The organism is Lachnoclostridium edouardi, assembly GCF_900240245.1.
Lineage (GTDB): Bacteria > Bacillota > Clostridia > Lachnospirales > Lachnospiraceae > Lachnoclostridium_A > Lachnoclostridium_A edouardi.
The window spans coordinates 1,068,629-1,088,820 of the sequence record NZ_OESQ01000001.1 but is presented as its reverse complement, the minus strand read 5'-3'; the positions used below and the strand labels follow the sequence as shown (position 1 = coordinate 1,088,820).

18 protein-coding genes are annotated in these 20,192 nt (G+C 41.2%); 16 read left to right on the top strand and 2 right to left on the bottom strand.

All coding sequences use genetic code 11. The features are described 5' to 3' along the window. The first annotated feature begins 26 nt into the window (after positions 1-26). The 7 genes from C1A07_RS05025 to C1A07_RS04995 all read left to right on the top strand — a co-directional run bounded on the left by C1A07_RS05025 (position 27) and on the right by C1A07_RS04995 (position 8,620). The gene (locus C1A07_RS05025; RefSeq protein ID WP_101876136.1) at positions 27-1,430 is read left to right on the top strand and encodes a sodium-dependent transporter; all 1,404 of its coding nucleotides are present in this window, start codon (positions 27-29) and stop codon (positions 1,428-1,430) included. Positions 1,431-1,574: 144 nt separating this feature from the next. Beyond that, a complete protein-coding gene (locus C1A07_RS05020; protein WP_101876135.1) occupies positions 1,575-2,786 on the top strand; it encodes a BMP family ABC transporter substrate-binding protein in 1,212 nt (403 codons plus the stop codon). Positions 2,787-2,981: 195 nt separating this feature from the next. Further along, a complete protein-coding gene (locus C1A07_RS05015) occupies positions 2,982-4,496 on the top strand; it encodes an ABC transporter ATP-binding protein (protein ID WP_101876134.1) in 1,515 nt (504 codons plus the stop codon). After that, a complete protein-coding gene (locus tag C1A07_RS05010) occupies positions 4,493-5,566 on the top strand; it encodes an ABC transporter permease (RefSeq protein WP_101876133.1) in 1,074 nt (357 codons plus the stop codon). The genes C1A07_RS05015 and C1A07_RS05010 overlap by 4 nt, the downstream gene beginning before the upstream one ends. Continuing rightward, positions 5,566-6,522, top strand: coding sequence for an ABC transporter permease (locus tag C1A07_RS05005; protein WP_101876132.1), 957 nt, complete (start codon positions 5,566-5,568; stop codon positions 6,520-6,522). The genes C1A07_RS05010 and C1A07_RS05005 overlap by 1 nt, the downstream gene beginning before the upstream one ends. A 190-nt stretch (positions 6,523-6,712) precedes the next feature. Further along, positions 6,713-7,609 (top strand): sugar phosphate isomerase/epimerase family protein, encoded by an 897-nt coding sequence (locus C1A07_RS05000; RefSeq protein ID WP_101876131.1) that lies wholly within the window; start codon positions 6,713-6,715, stop codon positions 7,607-7,609. Positions 7,610-7,654: 45 nt separating this feature from the next. After that, on the top strand, positions 7,655-8,620 hold the full coding sequence (locus C1A07_RS04995) for a D-2-hydroxyacid dehydrogenase (protein ID WP_101876130.1): 966 nt from the start codon (positions 7,655-7,657) through the stop codon (positions 8,618-8,620). 78 nt (positions 8,621-8,698) lie between these two features. On the opposite strand, the gene hxlB is transcribed toward C1A07_RS04995, so the two are convergent. Together hxlB and C1A07_RS04985 are read right to left on the bottom strand one after the other, a co-directional pair. Next, positions 8,699-9,256, bottom strand: coding sequence for a 6-phospho-3-hexuloisomerase (gene hxlB, locus C1A07_RS04990; RefSeq protein WP_101876129.1), 558 nt, complete (start codon positions 9,254-9,256; stop codon positions 8,699-8,701). A gap of 25 nt (positions 9,257-9,281) precedes the next feature. After that, positions 9,282-10,112 carry a DeoR/GlpR family DNA-binding transcription regulator gene (locus C1A07_RS04985; RefSeq protein ID WP_101876128.1) on the bottom strand — a complete coding sequence of 277 codons (831 nt, stop codon included), beginning with the start codon at positions 10,110-10,112 and terminating at the stop codon, positions 9,282-9,284. Positions 10,113-10,483: 371 nt separating this feature from the next. Between C1A07_RS04985 and C1A07_RS04980 the strand changes: the two genes are divergently transcribed. From C1A07_RS04980 to C1A07_RS04940, 9 genes are all read left to right on the top strand, one after another. Continuing rightward, a complete protein-coding gene (locus tag C1A07_RS04980) occupies positions 10,484-11,644 on the top strand; it encodes a substrate-binding domain-containing protein (protein WP_101876127.1) in 1,161 nt (386 codons plus the stop codon). 99 nt (positions 11,645-11,743) lie between these two features. After that, positions 11,744-13,231, top strand: a complete 1,488-nt coding sequence (locus tag C1A07_RS04975; RefSeq protein ID WP_101876126.1) for a sugar ABC transporter ATP-binding protein — start codon at positions 11,744-11,746, stop codon at positions 13,229-13,231. Position 13,232: 1 nt separating this feature from the next. Further along, the gene (locus tag C1A07_RS04970) at positions 13,233-14,228 is read left to right on the top strand and encodes an ABC transporter permease (RefSeq protein ID WP_101876125.1); all 996 of its coding nucleotides are present in this window, start codon (positions 13,233-13,235) and stop codon (positions 14,226-14,228) included. 18 nt (positions 14,229-14,246) lie between these two features. Then, on the top strand, positions 14,247-15,233 hold the full coding sequence (locus tag C1A07_RS04965; protein WP_101876124.1) for an ABC transporter permease: 987 nt from the start codon (positions 14,247-14,249) through the stop codon (positions 15,231-15,233). Positions 15,234-15,246: 13 nt separating this feature from the next. Next, a complete protein-coding gene (locus C1A07_RS04960; RefSeq protein ID WP_101876123.1) occupies positions 15,247-16,182 on the top strand; it encodes a ribokinase in 936 nt (311 codons plus the stop codon). After that, a complete protein-coding gene (locus tag C1A07_RS04955; protein ID WP_101876122.1) occupies positions 16,179-17,021 on the top strand; it encodes a sugar phosphate isomerase/epimerase family protein in 843 nt (280 codons plus the stop codon). Before C1A07_RS04960 ends, C1A07_RS04955 begins: the two co-directional genes overlap by 4 nt. A gap of 150 nt (positions 17,022-17,171) precedes the next feature. Next, a complete protein-coding gene (locus C1A07_RS04950; protein WP_101876121.1) occupies positions 17,172-17,789 on the top strand; it encodes a cytidylate kinase-like family protein in 618 nt (205 codons plus the stop codon). A 544-nt stretch (positions 17,790-18,333) separates the two neighbouring features. Then, positions 18,334-19,152: a transketolase gene (locus C1A07_RS04945; RefSeq protein WP_101876120.1), complete on the top strand. Its 819-nt coding sequence runs from the start codon at positions 18,334-18,336 to the stop codon at positions 19,150-19,152. A 57-nt stretch (positions 19,153-19,209) separates the two neighbouring features. After that, positions 19,210-20,154 carry a transketolase family protein gene (locus tag C1A07_RS04940; RefSeq protein ID WP_207654298.1) on the top strand — a complete coding sequence of 315 codons (945 nt, stop codon included), beginning with the start codon at positions 19,210-19,212 and terminating at the stop codon, positions 20,152-20,154. Positions 20,155-20,192: the final 38 nt, after the last annotated feature.

The window sequence follows — 20,192 nt, the reverse complement described above, 5'->3', positions numbered from 1 at the left end:
ATATAAAATACAAAAGGAGATTTGTTATGGGAAGAGAAAAATTTTCCTCCCGTCTGGGATTTATTCTGATTTCAGCGGGATGTGCAATCGGGCTTGGCAATGTATGGCGCTTTCCCTATATTGTAGGGGAATATGGCGGAGCGGCTTTTGTGCTGATCTATGTTCTGTTCTTGTTGATCCTTGGATTGCCGATTCTTGTTATGGAGTTTGCAGTAGGCAGGGCCAGTCAGAAAAGTGCGGCCCTGTCCTTTGACGTTCTGGAGCCAAAGGGTACTAAGTGGCATCTGGAAAAGTATTTTGCCATGGCCGGCAATTATCTGCTGATGATGTTTTACACAACAGTGGCCGGCTGGATGATACTTTACTTTTGTAAAATGGCCAAGGGAGATTTTACAGGCCTGGATTCAGACGGCATCGCGGCAGAGTTTAACAACATGCTGGCAGATCCTGTAATTATGGGAATTTTTATGGTTCTGGTTGTAGTGGTGTGTTTTGGAATCTGCGCCATGGGACTGCAGAAGGGCGTAGAGGGAATCACAAAAATTATGATGGTGTTCCTTTTGGCCCTGATTATTGTTTTAGCCGGTCATTCTGTGCTTATGGAAAACAGCGGTCCCGGCCTGAAATTCTATTTGATGCCTGATTTTGGCAAGCTGATGGAGGAAGCGGACGGCACCTTCAGTATGCGCTCACTGGGAGAATCTATATTTGCAGCTATGGGACAGGCCTTTTTCACACTGAGTATTGGAATCGGTGCAATCGCCATTTTCGGCAGCTATATTGGAAAAGAAAGGCGTTTGACAGGCGAGGCTATTAATATTATGGTATTGGACACCTTTGTTGCCTTTATGTCAGGTCTGATTATTTTCCCGGCGTGTTTTGCATACAACATTGACGCAGGACAGGGACCGTCTTTGATTTTCATTACATTACCTAATGTATTTAATCACATGGCCGGAGGCCGTTTCTGGGGAAGCTTATTCTTTCTGTTTATGGCATTCGCGGCAATGTCCACAGTTATTGCAGTATTCCAGAATATTGTATCCTTTGCCACGGATTTAACTAACTGCTCTGTAAAAAAGGCAGTTTGCATCAACATATTTGTGGTGATTCTCCTGTCCATTCCCTGTGTTTTAGGGTTTAACTTGTGGAGCGGCTTTGCGCCTTTAGGAGAGGGAAGTACAGTGCTGGATTTTGAAGATTTCCTGGTAAGCAACAATCTGCTTCCTCTGGGAAGTCTGGTATACTTAGCTTTCTGTACCAGCCGTTACGGATGGGGCTTTAAAAACTTCCTGGCGGAGGCCAATGCAGGAGAAGGCATAAAATTCCCTGCAGCAGTAAGAGTATATGTAAGCTACATTCTTCCTCTGATTGTATTGTTTGTGTTCTTCCAGGGCTACTGGAGCAAATTTGCCGCAATGATTCAATAGAGTACAAGGTTCTTATTAACGCTTATTAGGAAAAACTATTGGCAGAAATGGGAAAAGCTATTGAAAAAATTGTAGAAAAATGAGATAATACCACCGATACACAAGTAGTAAAATGACTATTTTGCTAAAATCAGGAGGAAAATTATGAGAAAATTTATTAGCGCTGCACTGGCAGCGGCAATGGTGTTCTCTCTCAGCGCTTGTGGAGGAAACTCTGCAGGTAATGATACTGCTCAAGCTACAGAGGGACAGACAACAGAAGCTCAGGCTGAGGGCACAGAGGGTGCTGAAGCAGAAGAAAGCAAAGCAGCAGAAGGCGTGATGCCGGCTATTGCAAAGGAAGATCTTAAAATCGGCGTAGTTCATATTACAGATCCTGCTGAAGGTTCAGGCTATACTTATACACATGATTTAGGAATTCAGGGAATGCAGAAAACCCTTGGTCTGGACGACAGCCAGATTATCCGCAAGAATAATATCAGCGACACAGATGCCACAGCTATTGAGACAGCCATCAGAGATTGTATTGAAGAGGGCTGCAACGTTATATTTGCAACCAGCTGGGGCTACATGGATACATGTGAAGCATTGGCAGAAGAGTACCCGGAAGTTATTTTTTCCCACGGTACAGGATACAAGAGCAACGGCGTAAACTTTAACAACTACTTTGGAAGAATTTACCAGGCCAGATACTTAACAGGAATTGCGGCAGGCATGAAGACAGAAACCAACAAAATCGGTTATGTAGCTGCAATGGGCAAGCAGAATTCAGAGGTTACAGGCGGCTGCAACGCATTTGCAATGGGCGTGGCTTCTGTAAATCCAGATGCCCAGGTATATGTAAAGGTTACAAACAGCTGGTTTGACCCAGAGGGCGAGAAGCAGGCTGCCGACGCTTTAATCGCAGAAGGCTGTGACGTAATCGGACAGCACTGTGATACTCCAAACCCACAGCTGGCAGCTGAGGCGGCAGGAGTATTCGGCGTAGGTTACAACTCTGATATGTCCAAGGACGCTCCAAAGGCAGTGCTTACATCTACAATGTGGGATTGGTCTGTATACTACACACAGGCTGTACAGTCTATTATAGACGGCGCATGGACCGGAGAAAACTACTTCGGCGGAATGAAGGAAGGCCTTGTAACAATCGCTCCATTATCTGATCTGTGTGCAGAAGGCACAGCTGAGAAGATTGAGGAAGCAAAAGAAAAGATGGCTTCCGGCGAGTGGGACGTATTTGACGGCGTTATTGAGTGCAATGACGGAACTACAGTAGGCGAGGAAGGCAAGAGTATGCCAGACTCTGACATTACAGGCAATATGAACTGGTACTACAAAAATGTAGTGGAGAAATAATTGTCTCTAACTGACAACAGGAAATAAAAGAAATCACCACCTCATAGGGAGTGTTGCAAAAATAGCAGCCTTGCCTCTGGAGCTGCTATATTTTGTTACGTGCGAAACGCAAGGCCACAAAATATAGTAATTCCGGGGAGGCTGCTATTCTTTTTTGCAGCTCTGTCTTTTATCAGAAAAACAGGAGTACCCAATATGGAAAACTTTGCCATTGAGTGCAGGAAAATTACAAAACGGTTTGGCAGCGTAGTTGCCAATGATGAAATTGATTTACAGGTAAGATACGGAGAAATACTGGCTCTTTTAGGAGAGAACGGGTCAGGTAAAACCACACTGATGAATATGCTTTCAGGCATTTATCATCCGGATTCCGGTTCCATACATATTGGAGGAAAGGAAGTGTCCATTAATTCTCCAGTAGATTCAGCGGCTTTGGGAATCGGTATGATTCATCAGCATTTTAAGCTGGTGGATGTATTCAGCGCCATGGACAATATTGTTCTGGGCACAAAAGAGAAAAGATTAAAGCCAAAAGTATTAAAGAAGAAAATAGAGGAGATCAGCAGTTCTTTCGGGCTGGAAATTGAACCTGAGAAAAAGGTTTACGACATGTCGGTCAGCGAAAAGCAGACAGTTGAAATCCTGAAGGTATTATATAGAGGAGCTCAGATTCTGATTTTGGACGAGCCTACAGCCGTGCTTACTCCCCAGGAAACAGACAAGCTGTTTTCTATTTTGAGAAAAATGAGAGAGCAGGGCTGCGCGATTATTATTATCACCCACAAGCTTCACGAGGTTTTAGACATCAGCGACAGGGTGACAATTTTAAGAAAAGGAAAAAGTATTGATACAGTAAATACAAAGGAAAGTAATGAAAAAATTTTGACAGAGCTGATGGTGGGACGTCCCGTAAGTTTGGAAATTCAGCGTCCCCAGGTAACTGACAAAAAGTCTATTTTAAAAGTAGTAGATTTGACTGTAATGAAAAGCGACGGTTCCGTGGCTTTAGACGATGTTTCTTTTGAGATTAAGACAGGAGAAATTCTGGGAGTGGCAGGAGTTGCCGGCAGCGGTCAAAAAGAGCTTTGCGAGACATTGACAGGCCTGATGGAAGCAAAACAGGGAGCTATTCTTTACCACAAGGAAAATATTGTGGGAAAAACTCCGTCTGAAATTATAAAGCTGGGAATCAGCATGAGCTTTGTTCCGGAGGATCGTTTAGGAATGGGCCTTGTGGCATCTATGGGCATGGTAGATAATATGCTGTTGAAAACCTACAACAAGGGAAAGGGATTCTTTGTTGAAAGGGCCTCTGCCAGAGCCCAGGCAGAACGTCTGGTAAAAGAGCTTTCTATCGTCACTCCAGGCGTGGATACTCCGGTTAGAATGATGTCAGGAGGAAATGTACAGAAAGTACTTTTGGGACGTGAAATAGAGTCCAGCCCTCAGGTGCTGATTACAGCGTATCCGGTCAGAGGCTTGGATATTAATTCTTCTTACACTGTCTATGATTTGTTAAATGAGCAGAAGAAAAAAGGAGTGGCAGTGGTATATATTGGAGAGGATCTGGATGTGCTGTTAGAATTATCAGACCGTATTATGGTGCTTTGTCACGGACAGGTAACAGGTATAGTAAATGCCGCTGATGTGACAAAGGAGGAGATCGGTTTGATGATGACCGGTACAAAAGCAGAGGAGGTGGCATCATGAACGAACCCCTGATCCGAGTGGTAAAAAAAGCAGAGCTGGCGGGAAAGGAAGTGCTGGTGCTCAGGCTGGAGGCTATTATTTTAGCGATTATAGCAGGAGGACTTTTTATTCTGGCCATTGGATACAATCCTCTGTTGATTTATAAAGCGATAATAGAGGGATGTTTTAGAAGCGCCATGTCTTTTCAGGCAACAGTAAAGATTATGATTCCTCTTCTGATCTCCTCATTAGGCGTTACCCTGGCCTTTAAAATGAAATTCTGGAATATTGGAGCTGAGGGACAGATTATTATGGGAGGTATTTTTGCATCCTATTTTGCTCTGTTTCACTCTGACTGGAATCACTGGGTTTTAATTTTAGTTATGATTTTAGCCGGCATTGTAGGAGGAGGCCTGTGGGGCTTTATTCCGGCTTGGTTTAAAACAAAATTTGATACTAACGAAACCTTGTTTACATTAATGTTAAACTACATTGCTCTCCATATTATTTCTTATTTACAGGAAGGGCCGTGGAGAGATCAGGCGGCTCAGGGCTTTGCCAAAATTCCCAGATTTGATAAAAACGCGGCCTTAGATAAAGTATTGGGAATTCAGTTTGGCTGGATTATTGCTCTTATTTTGGTAGCGTTAGTATTTATTTATATGAAATATTCTAAACAGGGATATGAGATCGGAGTAGTGGGAGAAAGCCAGGATACAGCCAGATATGCGGGAATGAACGTAAGAAAAATTGTTCTGCGCACAATGTTTCTGTCAGGAGCTGTCTGTGGTCTGGGAGGAATGATTCAGGCAACAGGCTCTGATATTACTTTGACTACAGCAGTGGCAGGCGGCGTAGGATTTACTGCAATTATTGTGGCCTGGCTGTCTCAGCTGAATCCTATAGTAATCCTTATTGTATCTTTCTGCTTCAGTGTTTTGGAAAAGGGAAGCAGCGTGGTTCAGTCTACGTATGGACTGTCCTCAGACAGCGCGGACGTGCTTCAGGGAGTTATTTTATTCTTTATTTTAGGATGTGAGCTGTTTGTGCGGTATAAATTTGTGTTCAGGAAAAAAGGAGGGGCAGAGTAATGGATATGTTAATAAAGTTTATATTTGCCGCGGTGCTGGCAGGCACGCCTCTTCTCTTTGGAACAGTAGGAGAGATTCTCAGCGAGAAGGTAGGTCATCTGAACCTGGGAGTAGAGGGGATTATGTCTATAGGCGCCTGCGCCGGATTTATGGTGGGATATATCACAGATAATTTCGCTCTTGCTATTATAGCCGCCTTTGGGGCGGGAGTTTTGGCCGCTTTGATATATGCGGTTTTAACTGTTACATTTATGGCAAATCAGAATGTAACAGGCCTGACTCTTACCGTTTTTGGTATAGGTTTTGCCAATTTTATAGGATTTTATATGCTGGGAAAAAGCGAGAGCAATAATCTGAAGCTGCCTGAGACAATTACAGCTCAGATGAGAGAAATCTCTATTCCAATTCTTTCTGATATTCCGGTTGTTGGAAAGCTGGTATTTTCCTATAATCCTTTTGTGTATTTAGGAATCGTAATAGCCATTCTTATGGGGCTTTATTTAAGCAAAACAAAAGCCGGTTTAAATGTGCAGGCCATTGGAGAAAACCCGGGAGCCGCAGACGCAGCGGGAATTCAAGTTACAAAGCTAAGATATTTTAACATTCTTTTAGGCGGCGGTATTTGCGGCATAGGCGGAGCGTACTGCTCCATGATTATTAACGGCGGAGTATGGATCAGCAATAATGTAGGAGGCTTAGGCTGGATTGCAGTAGCTCTCGTTATTTTTGCTTCCTGGAAGCCGGTAAACGCAATTTACGGCTCCTTCATTTTCGGAGGTCTTAGAGTATTAAAGTATTATGTGCCAAAAACCACTTACAATATTCCGATTGCATTTTTCGACATGCTGCCTTTCCTGATTACCGCTTTGGTGCTGATTTTGTCTTCTGTGAGAAAGAGCAGGGGAGCACATATTCCGGCTCATCTGGGGATAAACTATTTCCGCGAGGAAAGATAAGGAAAATGCCTTTATTTTCTATAAACTTTTTCTAAAAAAAGCCGTGAGAGGTTGACAAATTCAGGAAAAAGTATTAAATTAGTGTTGTGAAAAGTAAAACTGGATTTTACAATGTGAAACATATGGAAACGAAGTGTAACAATGTGAAACGACAGTTTTAACAAATAAAATTTTAAGGAGGATGATTGAAATGAGAGAGTCAATCCATAAATATTTTCAGGTAGGTACTATTTCCTGGATGAGTTATCCAAACAGAGATCTGCTTGAGGTAATTCAGAAAGTTGCCAGCGATGATTTCTTCGATGCTATTGAAGTTCCAACAAAGATGGATGATGAGACAAGAGCAAAGGCAGCTAAGATGCTGGCAGAAGGCCATCTGAAAGTTTGCTGCGGCGCACAGCCAAGACTTCTGGGACCAAAGTTAAATCCAAACGATATTGACGAGGAAGGCAGAAAAGCAGCAGAAGCAACATTAATCGAGGCTATTGACCAGGCTGAAGAACTGGGCGCAAAGGGAATCGCATTCCTGGCTGGAAAATGGGCTCCTGAGACAAAAGATCAGGCATATGCTCAGCTGTTAAAGACAACAAGAGCTGTATGCGACTACGCAGCTACAAAGGGTATGAATGTAGAGCTGGAAGTATTTGACTTTGATATGGACAAAGCAGCTTTAATCGGACCTGCTCCATATGCAGCTCAGTTTGCAGCTGATATGAGAACAACTCACAACAACTTTGGTTTGTTAGTTGACCTGTCCCACTTCCCAACAACTTACGAGACATCTAAGTTTGTCATCCAGACTTTAAGACCATACATTACACACCTTCACATTGGAAATGCTGTTGTAAAAGAGGGCTGCGAAGCTTACGGCGATCAGCATCCAAGATTTGGCTTCCCTAACTCTGCAAACGATACAGCTGAGCTGTTAGACTTCTTCAGAGTATTAAAGGCTGAAGGATTCTTCAACGCAGACTGCCCAATGGTACTTTCCTTTGAGGTAAAACCATGGGGAGATGAGAACGATGAAGTAATCGTTGCAAATACAAAGAGAGTTATCAACAGAGCATGGGCTTTATTAGAGGACTAATCACACAGTGATTACCGATAAACCAAAAGAAAGGAATTAACTAACATGAAAATCGTTGTTTTAGACGGCTATACAGAGAACCCAGGCGATTTAAGCTGGGGAGGATTAGAGGCACTTGGAGAGGTTACTGTTTATGACAGAACTTCCTATGTAGACGCTCCAATTATTGCTGAAAGACTGGGAGATGCAGAAGTTGCAGTTATCAACAAAACTCCTATTTCAAAGGCAACTGTTGACGCTTGCCCTAACTTAAAAATGGTTGCAGTTCTGGCTACAGGCTACAACGTAGTTGATTATCAGTACTGCAAGGAAAAAGGAATTATTGTATGCAACGTTCCTACTTACGGAACAGACATTGTTGGACAGTACGCAGTAGGTCTGTTATTAGAAATCTGCTCTCACTTCTGGTACCATGATCAGACAGTAAAAGAGGGCAAATGGGCTAATAACGTAGACTGGTGCTACTGGGATTTCCCAATGATCGAGCTGGCTAACAAGACTGTTGGTATTATCGGCTTAGGACGTATTGGACAGACTACAGCAAGAATCTTAAAAGCAATGAACATGAAGGTAATTGCATACGACAGCTTCCAGAGCGACGCTGGCAAAGAAGTTGCTGAATATGTAGATCTGGATACACTGTTAGCTCAGTCTGACGTTATCTGCTTACACTGCCCACTGTTCCCAGATACAGAAGGCATCATCAACAAAGATACTATCGCTAAGATGAAAGACGGCGTTATCATTATCAATAACAGCCGGGGACAGCTGGTTGTTGAGCAGGATCTGGCAGATGCATTAAACAGCGGAAAAGTTTATGCTGCAGGTCTGGACGTTGTTTCCACAGAGCCAATTAAGCCAGAGAACCCATTACTGGGCGCTAAGAACTGCCTGATTACACCACACATTTCTTGGGCAGCTAAAGAAGCTCGTCAGAGAATTATGGATATCACAGTTGCCAACATTAAGGCATACATGGACAAGGCTCCAACAAACGTAGTAAACAAATAAGATTTCTAAAATAATCTGAACGGAATAAGAGCGCTGTTTCATAAATGAGAGATCATCTATGAGGCAGCGCTCCTTTTTCTACTCTAAATTTGCATGATGCTTCCACAAAGCATTCATATCTAAATGTTTTCTGTCAATAATCATTTTTGAAAGAGTATCCCCATATAGAAGTACACTTTGTTCAAAGAGAGAGGTCATAGGCTGATAAGACTTTACCTCCTCTACAAGTCCCAGCTTAGACTGGGCCGGAATTCTTACAAAAATATTTGATAAAGCTGAGATTGTACTGCAGGGATTAGAGCTTATTAAAGCAATTTTTGCATGAAGTTCATAAGCTTTTTTGGCGATCTCTACAGGTATAATACTTTCCCCGCTTCCAGAGGCCACAATCAGCAGATCGTCCGGGGAAATAGCCGGTTCATTGATTTCCCCCACAAAGAACGCTGGAATGCCAATATGGTTAAAACGTTTGCATATAGCCTGCAGAGAAAGCAAAACTCTGCCGATCCCTACAAAAAAAACCTTATCAGCTGACAAAATAGCGTCAATCAGCTGATTTGTATCGTCTTCTGTAATCAGTGATAAAACAGAATGACATTCATTAATAATTTCATAATACGTTTCGTGATATGTCATATAAGTACCTTCTTTAGCTGTAGATTTACAATGGGGCGAAAACTACGGGAACGCCCAGAGACTCAAAGGATTTTCTCTCATCTTCTGAACAATTTCCATCAGTAATTATTAAAGATATTTTTTCAAGTCCGCATATTCTGTGAAAACAGGTTTTGTTGATCTTTGTATGGTCAGTGAGAAGTATAACTTTGGAAGCCTGATCCACAATGGTCTTTTTAATAATCGCTCTGTTGGCATCAGCGGTCACAATAATGGAGACGCCGTTGGCAGTAAGACCGTTGGCAGACATAAAATAACAGTCAGCAAATATGTTCTGATAATAAGACATAGTACTGATAGAATCAAATGTATCAGAAGTCGGATTATAAGAACCTCCTGGAAGGGATAAGGCCAGGTTTGGATTTTTGCTGATGTAATTAGCGTTTAACAGAGAGTTTGTCACAACGCTTAATTCATCATTATAGGACGACAGCCTTTGGCACAAAGCCAGACAAGTGGAGCCTGTGTCAATAATAATAGATTGATGAGGCTTAATAATATGCTTAATTACATAATCAGCAATGGCATACTTTTCGTTTGTGGAATTTTCCAGATGCTCTGATATAGAAATACCGCCGTAAGTATCATCTAAAGCAGAGGCGCCGCCAAAGGTGCGTTCAATAAGATTTAAATCGCTTAATTCTCTTAAATCATTGCGGATAGTCACCTGGCTGCAGTTTAACTCCTGACATAATTCCTTATTTGTCAGATGTTTGTGTTTTGACAGCAGAAACAAAATCTTGTTTTGGCGTATCCCTTTTTTAGAAAAGGCGTAATTTTGATCTTCAAATATATTTGGTGTTAGGTTTTGCTTCATAATTCGTTCTCCGAAATAAAAATGGTATTTTATATGACAATTTAATACTACTAAAAATACAGGCTTATGTCAAGAAAATAAATAAAAAATACATCAAAAAAGCCGATAAACGATAAAAATATTATCGGATAAAAGGGACAAACATAGAATAAATGATAAAAATAAATAAAAACCGTTAAAAATGATTGACAAACGATAAAAAATATGATAATTTTAGAGCATGCAGCAGAAAAATGTGATTTTTTAAGTGAAATCACAGTAAATCGACAAAAATACGACAAAAAATATTTCTCTGAATTAAAAATGGAAAATATATCCTGTGGACATTAGAGGATATAAAAATAATAATATTATTAAAGGGAGGTCTTTATATGAGACGATCAAGGAAAAGAATTGCCGCGTTACTTTTAATCGGTGCAATGCTTCTGTCAGGCTGCTCTACATCTGGACAAACTGGTGGAGAAACAGAAAAAGCAGATAGTCAGCCCCAGCAGACTCAGCAGGCAGAGGAGAGCGGAGAGGCTGCTGAAAATGAGGGGAGCGGAGGGGAAGGAACGACAGTATATCTGCCGGAGAATTTTAAAAGTGATAAGCCGGAGGAAGAATGGAAAATTGCAGTTGTGCCTCAGTGGGGAGCAGCGCCATGGTGGGTCAGAGGCAACGAGGGGACAAAAAGATTTGCTGAAGAAACAGGAATTAATGCTTATGAGGTCAGCCCTGCAGAACAAGATGTAGCAGCTCAGATTCAAGTAGTGGAAGACTTGATTTCCCAAAAAGTAGATGCCATTTGTATTTGTATGATTGACCCGGGAGCTATGGACCCAATTTTGAAAAAAGCTTTAGATCAGGGAATTGTAGTAATATCACATGAGGCCGCCACTGCTGAAAATGTATTATTTGATCTGGAGGCGTTTTCTAATGAGGACTATGGTGCAAAGCTTATGGATTTAATGGCGGAAGCTATGGGCGAACAGGGAAATTATGCTACAATGGTAGGCAATTTGACAAAGGCCTCTCACATTGCCTGGACAGAGGCAGAGGTAGCCAGAGCAAAAAGTCAGTACCCTGACATGGTCTTAATCGGGGACTCTAATCCAAGTATGGAATCTGGAGAAACAAATGACGGAGCATATGAGGTTACAAAGGAATTTTTAACAGTTCATCCAGAAGTAAATGGAATTCTCACCTGCGGCTCCACAGAGCCCTTGGGAGTTGCAAGAGCCTTAGAAGAGCTGGGAGTTGCAGGAAAGGTGAAACTAGTGGGGACAGGGATGCCCAGCGAATGCAGAGAATTGGTAGAAAACGGATCAATGGATACAATGTGCGTGTGGGACCCGGCTGCTGCCTGCTATGCAATGTGTAATTTATCTGCCAAGATTTTAAGGGGAGAGGAATTAAATCTGGAGACAGGAGTAGATTTGGGAGTAGAAGGCTGGACGGAAATGAAGCCTTTAGACGGCAATCATAAAGTTTTGGCAGGTCAGGGATGGCTTATTTATGATAAAACAAATATTGATGAAGGAGAATTCTAGTTCATAGGGAAGGGAGCGTTGCAAAAAGATGAGCATACCAAGTAATCAGGATGCCGGTTTTGCGGCGCTTTCTTATTTATTTCATTAATGGAGAATAAAATGGATGATAATATTTTATCTGTAAATCACATAGGAAAGTCCTTTGGAGGAATTAAGGCCCTAGATCGGGTCTGCTTAAATGTAAAAAAAGGAGAAATTCACTGCCTGGCAGGGGAGAACGGCTGCGGAAAGTCTACATTGATAAAAATTGTATCAGGCGTATATCAGGCAGATGAGGGAGAAATTGTAATTGACGGAAAATGCTATGAAAAAATAAAGCCGGTAGAGGCCATTGATGCAGGAATACAGGTGATCTATCAAGATTTCGCTTTGTTTCCTAATTTAACAGTTATGGAAAATTTAGCTTTAAACAGCGAAATTGCTTCTAAGGTAAGGCTTTTAAGTTACAAAAAAATGAAAAGCACTGCCCGGCAGGCCTTGGAAAAGATAAATGTAGAAATTGATTTAAAGAAAAAGGTGGGGGAGCTTCCTGTTGCTGATAAACAGCTGGTGGCCATTGCCAGAGCCTTAATGAGCAACGCCAAACTGATAATTATGGACGAGCCTACATCTGCTTTAACAAAAAAAGAGGTGGCAAATTTAATTCAGCTGATTTTTAAGCTGAAGGAGCAGGGAATCTCTATATTATTTGTATCTCATAAATTAGATGAGGTTTTTGAGATTTCAGACCAAATTACCATATTGAGAAATGGAAAAAATATTATTTCATGCGCTGCGAAAAACCTGAATAAAAATCAATTTTCTTTTTATATGACAGGAAGAGAGTTTAAAGAAAGTACAGACTCCCTGTCAAATGCTGATTATAGCAAAAAAGTGATGGAAGTAAAAGGGCTGTCTAAAACGGGAAATTACGAAAACATTAGCTTTTCTCTATATAAAGGCGAGATACTTGGTATTACAGGACAGTTAGGCTGCGGCCGGACAGAGCTGGCCCTTACCTTATTTGGACTAATGGAGAAAACAGAGGGAAGCATAGAAATAGAAGGAAAAGAAACTAAAATAAAAAATGTAAGAGATGCTAAAAGAGAAGGAATTGCCTATGTTCCTGAGGATAGACTTACAGAGGGGCTGTTTTTGCCTAAATCAATTAAATTAAACAGCACTGTTACCAGATTAAAAGAAATCAGCCGGTGGCCGGGCAGAATAGATTATAAAAAAATGGATCAGGAAACAGATTTGTGGATAGAAAAGCTGTCTACAGCTGCAGGCGATAAAGAAAACCCGGTAAGTACCCTGTCAGGAGGAAATCAACAGAAAATAGTACTGGCAAAATGGCTTTCCAGAACTCCCAAAATTCTTATATTAAACGGACCTACTTTTGGCGTGGACATTGGAGCAAAGTATGATATTTACCAGCTGTTAAGGCAATACGCTGCGGAAGGTATGTCAATTATTGTAGCTTCAGATGATTTAAATGAAGTGACCTCTTTGTGCAACAGAATTCTTGTAATGAAAGGCGGACAAATCAAGGGAATGTTTCAGGGAGAGGAGCTTAGAGAAAAAAATCTGCAGCAGGAAATTATGTAGAATGGGGGACAGATGGGTGAAAGTAAAAGGATTATTAAAATATCACGAATTTTATATTTGTCTGATTATACTGGCATTTGGATGTATTGTACAAGCTGTTTCAGGACAGTTTTTTACGGCGAATATGGCTGTCAGCCTTTGCAGATATATGATGCTTCCTCTATTTTTTGCAGTAGGAGAGATGTTAGCAATGGTGTCTGTAGGGACTGATGTGTCCTTTCCGGCAATTGCCGCGTTAAGTTCATTTATAACTACTGCATACTTTAAATCTATTCAGTATAGCGGGCCTGTTATTATAGTTTTTCTGGCGGCAGGTATTATAGGTTTCATACTTGGAATGATAAATGGATTTATTATTGCAAAATGGAGATTTCCCACATTAATAGTAACCTTGGGAACCTCCACATTTTTCATAGGCATTTTAAACGGGCCCTTAAAGGCAAGTAATATTTCTGGCATCGCTCCGGCTATGGAGCAGTTTGGGAAAAAGGTTCTTATTACCACAACAAGCAGTGTCACTGGATTTCAGTCAAAGCTTCCGGCAGCCTTCCTTCTGGTGGTGGTTTTATATATAGCAGTATATTTGATTATGAAATACACATTAGCAGGAAGAGGAATATATGCAATCGGTGGAAGTATAAGCTCTGCCAACAATGCAGGTTTCCACGTAAACAGGCTGATATTCGGAATATTTGCAGTGATTGGAATGTTGGCAGGCATTGGAGGGGCGCTGACTACATGTACAAATTATACTTTTAATTCTGTAGACCTGATAGGAACAGAAATGGATATTATAGCGGCTGTTCTTCTGGGAGGAGTAAAGCCGGGGAAAGGAATCGGAGGACTTAGAAATGCAGTGCTGGGGGTTATGCTGTTAAAAATGGTGCAGAATAATCTTCTGATTCTGGGAATTCCTTTATATTGGCAGAAGGCCTTTACAGGCATTGTTATTATTGTAGGAATGGCAATATCTATGAGAAGTATAAAAGAAGGCTAAAAGGCGGGAGACAGTCTTATGAAACAGAAAAAAATTATTTTAATAAAAGATACATATATATCCAGAATGTTGTTTGTATTAGCGGCAACAGCAGTTTTTGGAGCTATTTTAAGACCCCAGGTTTTTCCCACATTAGGCACGGCGGAAGCAGTTATGAGACAGTCTGCAGAATATGGACTTTTGGCTCTTGGAGTTGCCGTTTGTATGATGTCAGGAGGAATTGACTTATCTGCCGTTTACCTGGCCAATTTAAGCTCTATTATATTGGGGATTTTTTTGAAAAATCAATGGGACGGTCAGGGGGCGGCAGGCTCTGTTATCTGCGCCGGCATTTTGATAGCTGTTATTACCGGCATTTTAGGGGGAATATTAAACGGATTTTTAATAGGAAAAATGAAGCTGCCGGCAATGCTTGCCACTTTAGGAAGCGGCCAGCTGTTTATGGGTATTAGCCTGGTGATTACAAAGGGAAAGGCTTTAAATGGCGTGCCTTCTGTGCTGAACGGCTTTGCCAACGCTAATATTTTAGGGGTTCCTGCTTTATTTCTTTTGTTTGCCGCAAGCGGGGCAATCCTGCACATAATTATGACTTACACCAGATTTGGGCAGGAGATTTTTCTGGTGGGAACCAATATAAAAGCAGCGGTTTTTTCAGGGCTGAATGAGGTGAAAATCACAATCAGAACCTACGTGATTTCCGGTATACTGGCAGCTTTATCAGGCATTGTTATTTTGTCCAGAAACAGTTCGGCAAAGGCAGATTTTGGGACGAGCTACGTTTTACTTACAATTCTCATTGCCGTTTTAGGGGGCACAGATCCAGACGGCGGAAGCGGTTCTGTGGCTGCCGTAGCTGTGGCAGCCGTTGTGATGCAGATTATTTCTTCTCTTTTTAATATGTTCGGAGCTGCCATTAACACTTTTTACAGAAATATTGTATGGGGCATTTTACTGGTGGCTACTTTAATTATAAATCATTATTTTAATAGAAGAAAAAGGATTTAAGAGGAGAAGTAGTATGAAAAAAAGTCGAATTATGGTAGTTGGAAGTATAAATCAGGATATTATTTTTCATCATCCAATAAAAAATACTGAAATAGGCACTATTTACGGCGGCTATACTATGGCTAACGGAGGAAAAGGAAATAATCAGGCTTCAGCAGCAGGAAAATTAGGAGCAGATGTAATTATGGTAGGCTGCGTTGGGGATGATGAATATGGTCGCAGGCAGATTCAGGCTCTGAAAAAAATAGGGGTACATACAGAGGGGATTGAGGTGAAAAAGGATTTACCTACAGGCCTGGCCTATGTAGGTTTAAAAAGCGACGGTACATATTGCTCGGATAATGCTGCGGGGGCTAATGAAGCTTTAAATTGGAGGCAGGTAGAAGATGCCTTGGAAAAATTCCCCTGTCATATGATTATTATGCAGATTGAGATGCCATTGGAAACTGTTTATGAAACATATAGAATTGCAAAGAAAAAAGGGATACCTGTGATTTTAGACCCAGGGCCGGCTCAGAAAATTGATCTGCAGCCGTTAAAGGGAATTTACATAATAAGTCCTAATGAAGATGAAACATATGCCTTAACTGGGGTCAGACCAGACAGCAGGAAGGAAGCAGAGGCGGCGGCCTGTATTTTAAAAGAGAAATGCAGTCCTGAATATATTGTGCTGAAGCTGGGAAAGAAGGGGGCATATCTTTACGCAGAGGGAAAGGGTGAGCTGATTCCGGCCGTTTCAGTAAAAACAGTAGATTCCACAGGGGCGGGAGATACGTTTACAGCTGCTTTAGGCATATGCCTTTGCCAGGGCATGAATATTTATCAGGCAGTAGAATATGCCAATGGAGCGGCGGCTATCTGCGTGTCCCGCCAGGGCGGGCAGCCTTCTATACCTGAGATGAATGAGGTAAAGGAATTTATTAAAAATGTAAAGGAGAAAAAGCTATGAAACATTTAAAATCAAGTCAGATTGCACTGTCAAATTTCCCGTATTACAAATATTCTTTAGATTATACTTTAAATTCTTTGGAAAAGCTGGGAGCAGAGTCTATAGAACTGTATGCCTGCGATCCTCATTTTCATATAGACGACTGCGGGCCGGCCCAGGTCAAAATATTAAAAAAGAAATTAAAGGATAGAGGTATGAAGGTAATATGTGTAACGCCGGAACAGGTGAAATATCCTATTAATATTGCCTCTGTAAACCCTGAGTGCAGAAGGAGAAGTATGGAGACCTATACAAAGGTAATTCAATATGCCAGTGAATTAGACTGTCAGACAGTCCAGTTTTTTGCAGGCTGGGGCCCTTTAGATCAGCCCTATGAGGAGGCCTGGTCCAGGTCTGTAGACAGCCTTGGTTTTTTAGCAGATCTGGCAGAAGGTTATGGAATTACTATTACTATTGAAGCTGCTGACAGAACTTTAACTGTACTTACAGGTACAGATAAGATCAGAAAAATGATTGAGGCGATTCATTCCAAAAACCTGAGGGGAATGATTGACACTGTCTGCCTTCTGGCATGTGACGAAACTATTGAGCAGGCGATTAATAATATTGGAGAGAATAATATAAAGCATTTTCACTTTAGCGACGTGATGATGGATAAATCTACTTTGGACCATATTATACCAGGACAGGGCACAATGAATTTAGATTATGTGTTGGAAAAAATGGATGGTATCAGGTATGACGGATATTTTTCTATAGAATTAATGAGTCCGTATGAAAAGCAGCCGGAGGAAGCAATGAAAAAAGCTGCGGTATGGATGAGGGAAAGATTACTGTAAAATAATCCCTGCACATTTATAATAGTTGCAAATAAATCTTGGAAAATACTGTATAATATTTCTGAAAATTTGTTGATTTTAAAAGAAAGAATCAGTATAATGAAGATAGAAACACAGTAACAACAGTCAAATGGAGAGGGAGGTCTGGCTATGACAAATGCAATTATTACAATAAGCAGGGAATATGGAAGCGGCGGAAAAAAGATTGGTCAAATAGTGGCAGAACGTTTAGGAATACCGTTTTATGACAAACAGCTGATTGAAGAGACGGCAAAAGAGGCAGGCTTATCAGAGGATGTGGTCAGAGAAAGTGAAGAAAAGCTGGGCAACGGAGTATTTTACAACTTTGCCTTAGGCGCCATTTACGGAGTAGCATATCCGGAAAAACCTAAAATGAAAGATCTTCCTACAGCAGAAAGAATTTTTCTGGCTCAGAAAAAGATTATTGAGGAGCTGGCCGCCAAGGGGCCATGCGTTATTGTAGGCAGATGTGCTGATTATATTTTAAAAGATAAAAAGGATGTGCTGAAAGTATTTATTTACGCTGATAAAAAAGAAAGAGAGAAAAGGGCCATAGAGGAGTACAACAGGATTCCTGAATATATTGAGCAGGCAGTGTCTTATATGGATAAACGCCGCCGCCTTCACTATGAGACCTATACTACGCAGAACTGGGGGGACAGAACGAATTATCACCTGCTTTTAGACAGCGGAAAATTTGGAATAGAGGGATGTGCAGAGATTATCTGCAACGGGGCTAAAAAGTAGGGAAGCAGAAGCTGTGGGAGAGATTGTTATATTTAATGCAAAAATGAGGTGGGATAGAACAGAATTACAGAACTAATCATACATTAAAGTGATAAAGTTAACAATGATTCCCAGTAAGAATTAGAAGATAATAAGTAAAAAATAAGTGATAAACCTTGATTTTCCTTATTAAAGCTGAAAAAAACTTTATGTTTTTCTCGGTGATTTGGAAAATCAAGGTTTATTTTCTGATAAATATGTCAAAAATATCACAAATATATAAATTATTTGTGATAAAAAATAAACAATTCTTGCATTTTTAAAAGCCCTATGCTATGATATGCATAGAAAAAATAAATGAAATTGGATTTCACATAGTAAAATTCAAGGAGGGCACAAAGATGATTTACTTTTTACCCAACAACAGAATACAGAAATCTGAATTTAAACAAGGACGAAAAAGGCTTCATTGGAATTACCGGTGAAGCCTTTTCTAATAAGTCAAATATTTAACACAAACACAAAAGGAAAGAAATAACCTTTTAAAATTCAAGGAGGGAGAACTATGAATAAGAAAGAATTACAATCTATTTGCAAAACAATCCGTGAGGATATTCTGACAATGACCCATGAGGCAGGATCTGGACATCCAGGTGGCTCTCTGTCAGCTGTAGAGATTATGACAGCTCTTTATTTTACTGATATATTCCGCTGCGACCCTAAAAATCCTGACTGGAATGAAAGAGACCGCTTTGTTCTGTCTAAGGGCCACGGCGCTCCAGTGCTTTACAGCGTTCTGTGCAGAAAAGGATTTTTTGATGAGAAGCATTTAAAAACTCTGAGAAAATTTGGCAGCATTCTTCAGGGACATCCTCACCGTCAGTCTACGCCAGGACTGGATACTTCCAGCGGATCTTTAGGTCAGGGATTATCTATTGCAAACGGATTTGCTTTAGGCTATAAGAAACAGGGAATTGATGGAAGAGCCTACTGCCTGATTGGAGACGGAGAGCTTCAGGAAGGTCAGATCTGGGAAGCAGCTATGACTGCAGCTCAGCAGAATCTGGACAATGTATGCGCAATTGTAGACAACAACCATGTGCAGCTGGACGGCACAACAGATGAGGTTTGCAACATGGAGCCTGTAACTGACAAATGGCGCGCATTTAACTGGCATGTAATTGAGGCAGACGGACATGATCTGGAATCCATGTACAATGCATTTAAAGAAGCTATGGCTACAAAGGGAAAACCAAGTGTAATTGTAGCTGAGACAATTAAAGGAAAAGGCGTTTCCTTTATGGAAGGCGAGGCTGACTGGCACGGTTTAGCTCCAAACGACGAGCAGTTTAAACAGGCTATGGTAGAGGTAGCAGCAGAGTAATTTAAAAAGTTCAATATAAGAGAAACAGATCACAGATTATAGAAAATGGAGGATTAAATGATGGATAGAATACCACCACGCGACGGCTATGGAAAAGCGTTATTAAAATTAGCAGAGACAAATGAGAAATTTATTGTATTAGACGGGGATGTGGCAAAATCTACCAGAACAAACTGGATTCGGGACAAATATCCGGAAAAGTTTATAGATATTGGTATTTCTGAGCAGGATCTGGTAGGCACAGCTTCCGGATTAGCTTTAACAGGCATGGTGCCTTTTGCTACTACTTACTGCGTATTCCTGGCAGGAAGGGCATGGGATCAGATTCGCACTACAGTAGCATACGGAGACTGCAACGTAAAGCTGGCAGGCGCTCACGCGGGAATTAACGTTGGACCGGACGGAGCTTCTCATCAGTCTATGGAGGACGCTGCCCTTATGCGTGTTCTTCCTAATATGATGGTAGTAGTTCCATGTGATGCAATTGAAACTGAGAAAGCAATTCTGGCTGTGGCTGACCATCAGGGACCTGCCTTCGTTCGTTTTGGAAGAGAGGCAATTCCAGTAGTAACAGATGAAAGCACACCGTTTGAATTAGGAAAAGCAAGACTGGTAAAAGACGGAAACGACCTGGTTATTTTTGCAAATGGACCGGAGGTATATGAAGCGTTAAAGGCAGAGGAAGAGCTGGCAAAGGAAGGCATCAGCGCAATGGTAGTTGACCTTCACACGATTAAGCCTTTAGATGAGGAATTTGTAATTGCAGCAGCTAAGAAGACAGGAGCTGTTGTAACTGCAGAGGATCACCAGATTACAGGCGCTTTAGGCGGAGCCGTGTGCGAGTGTCTCTCTGGAAACTGGCCGGTTCCGGTAGTAAGAGTAGGTATGCCGGATACATTTGGAGAGTCCGGAAAAATGGAAGAGCTTATGGCAAAATATGGCCTGGACAGCGCTGCAATCGTTAAAGCTGCAAAGAAAGCTCTTGCAATGAAAAATCGTTAATATTGCCGTTCAGATTCGATTTTCATAGTTGAATCCTG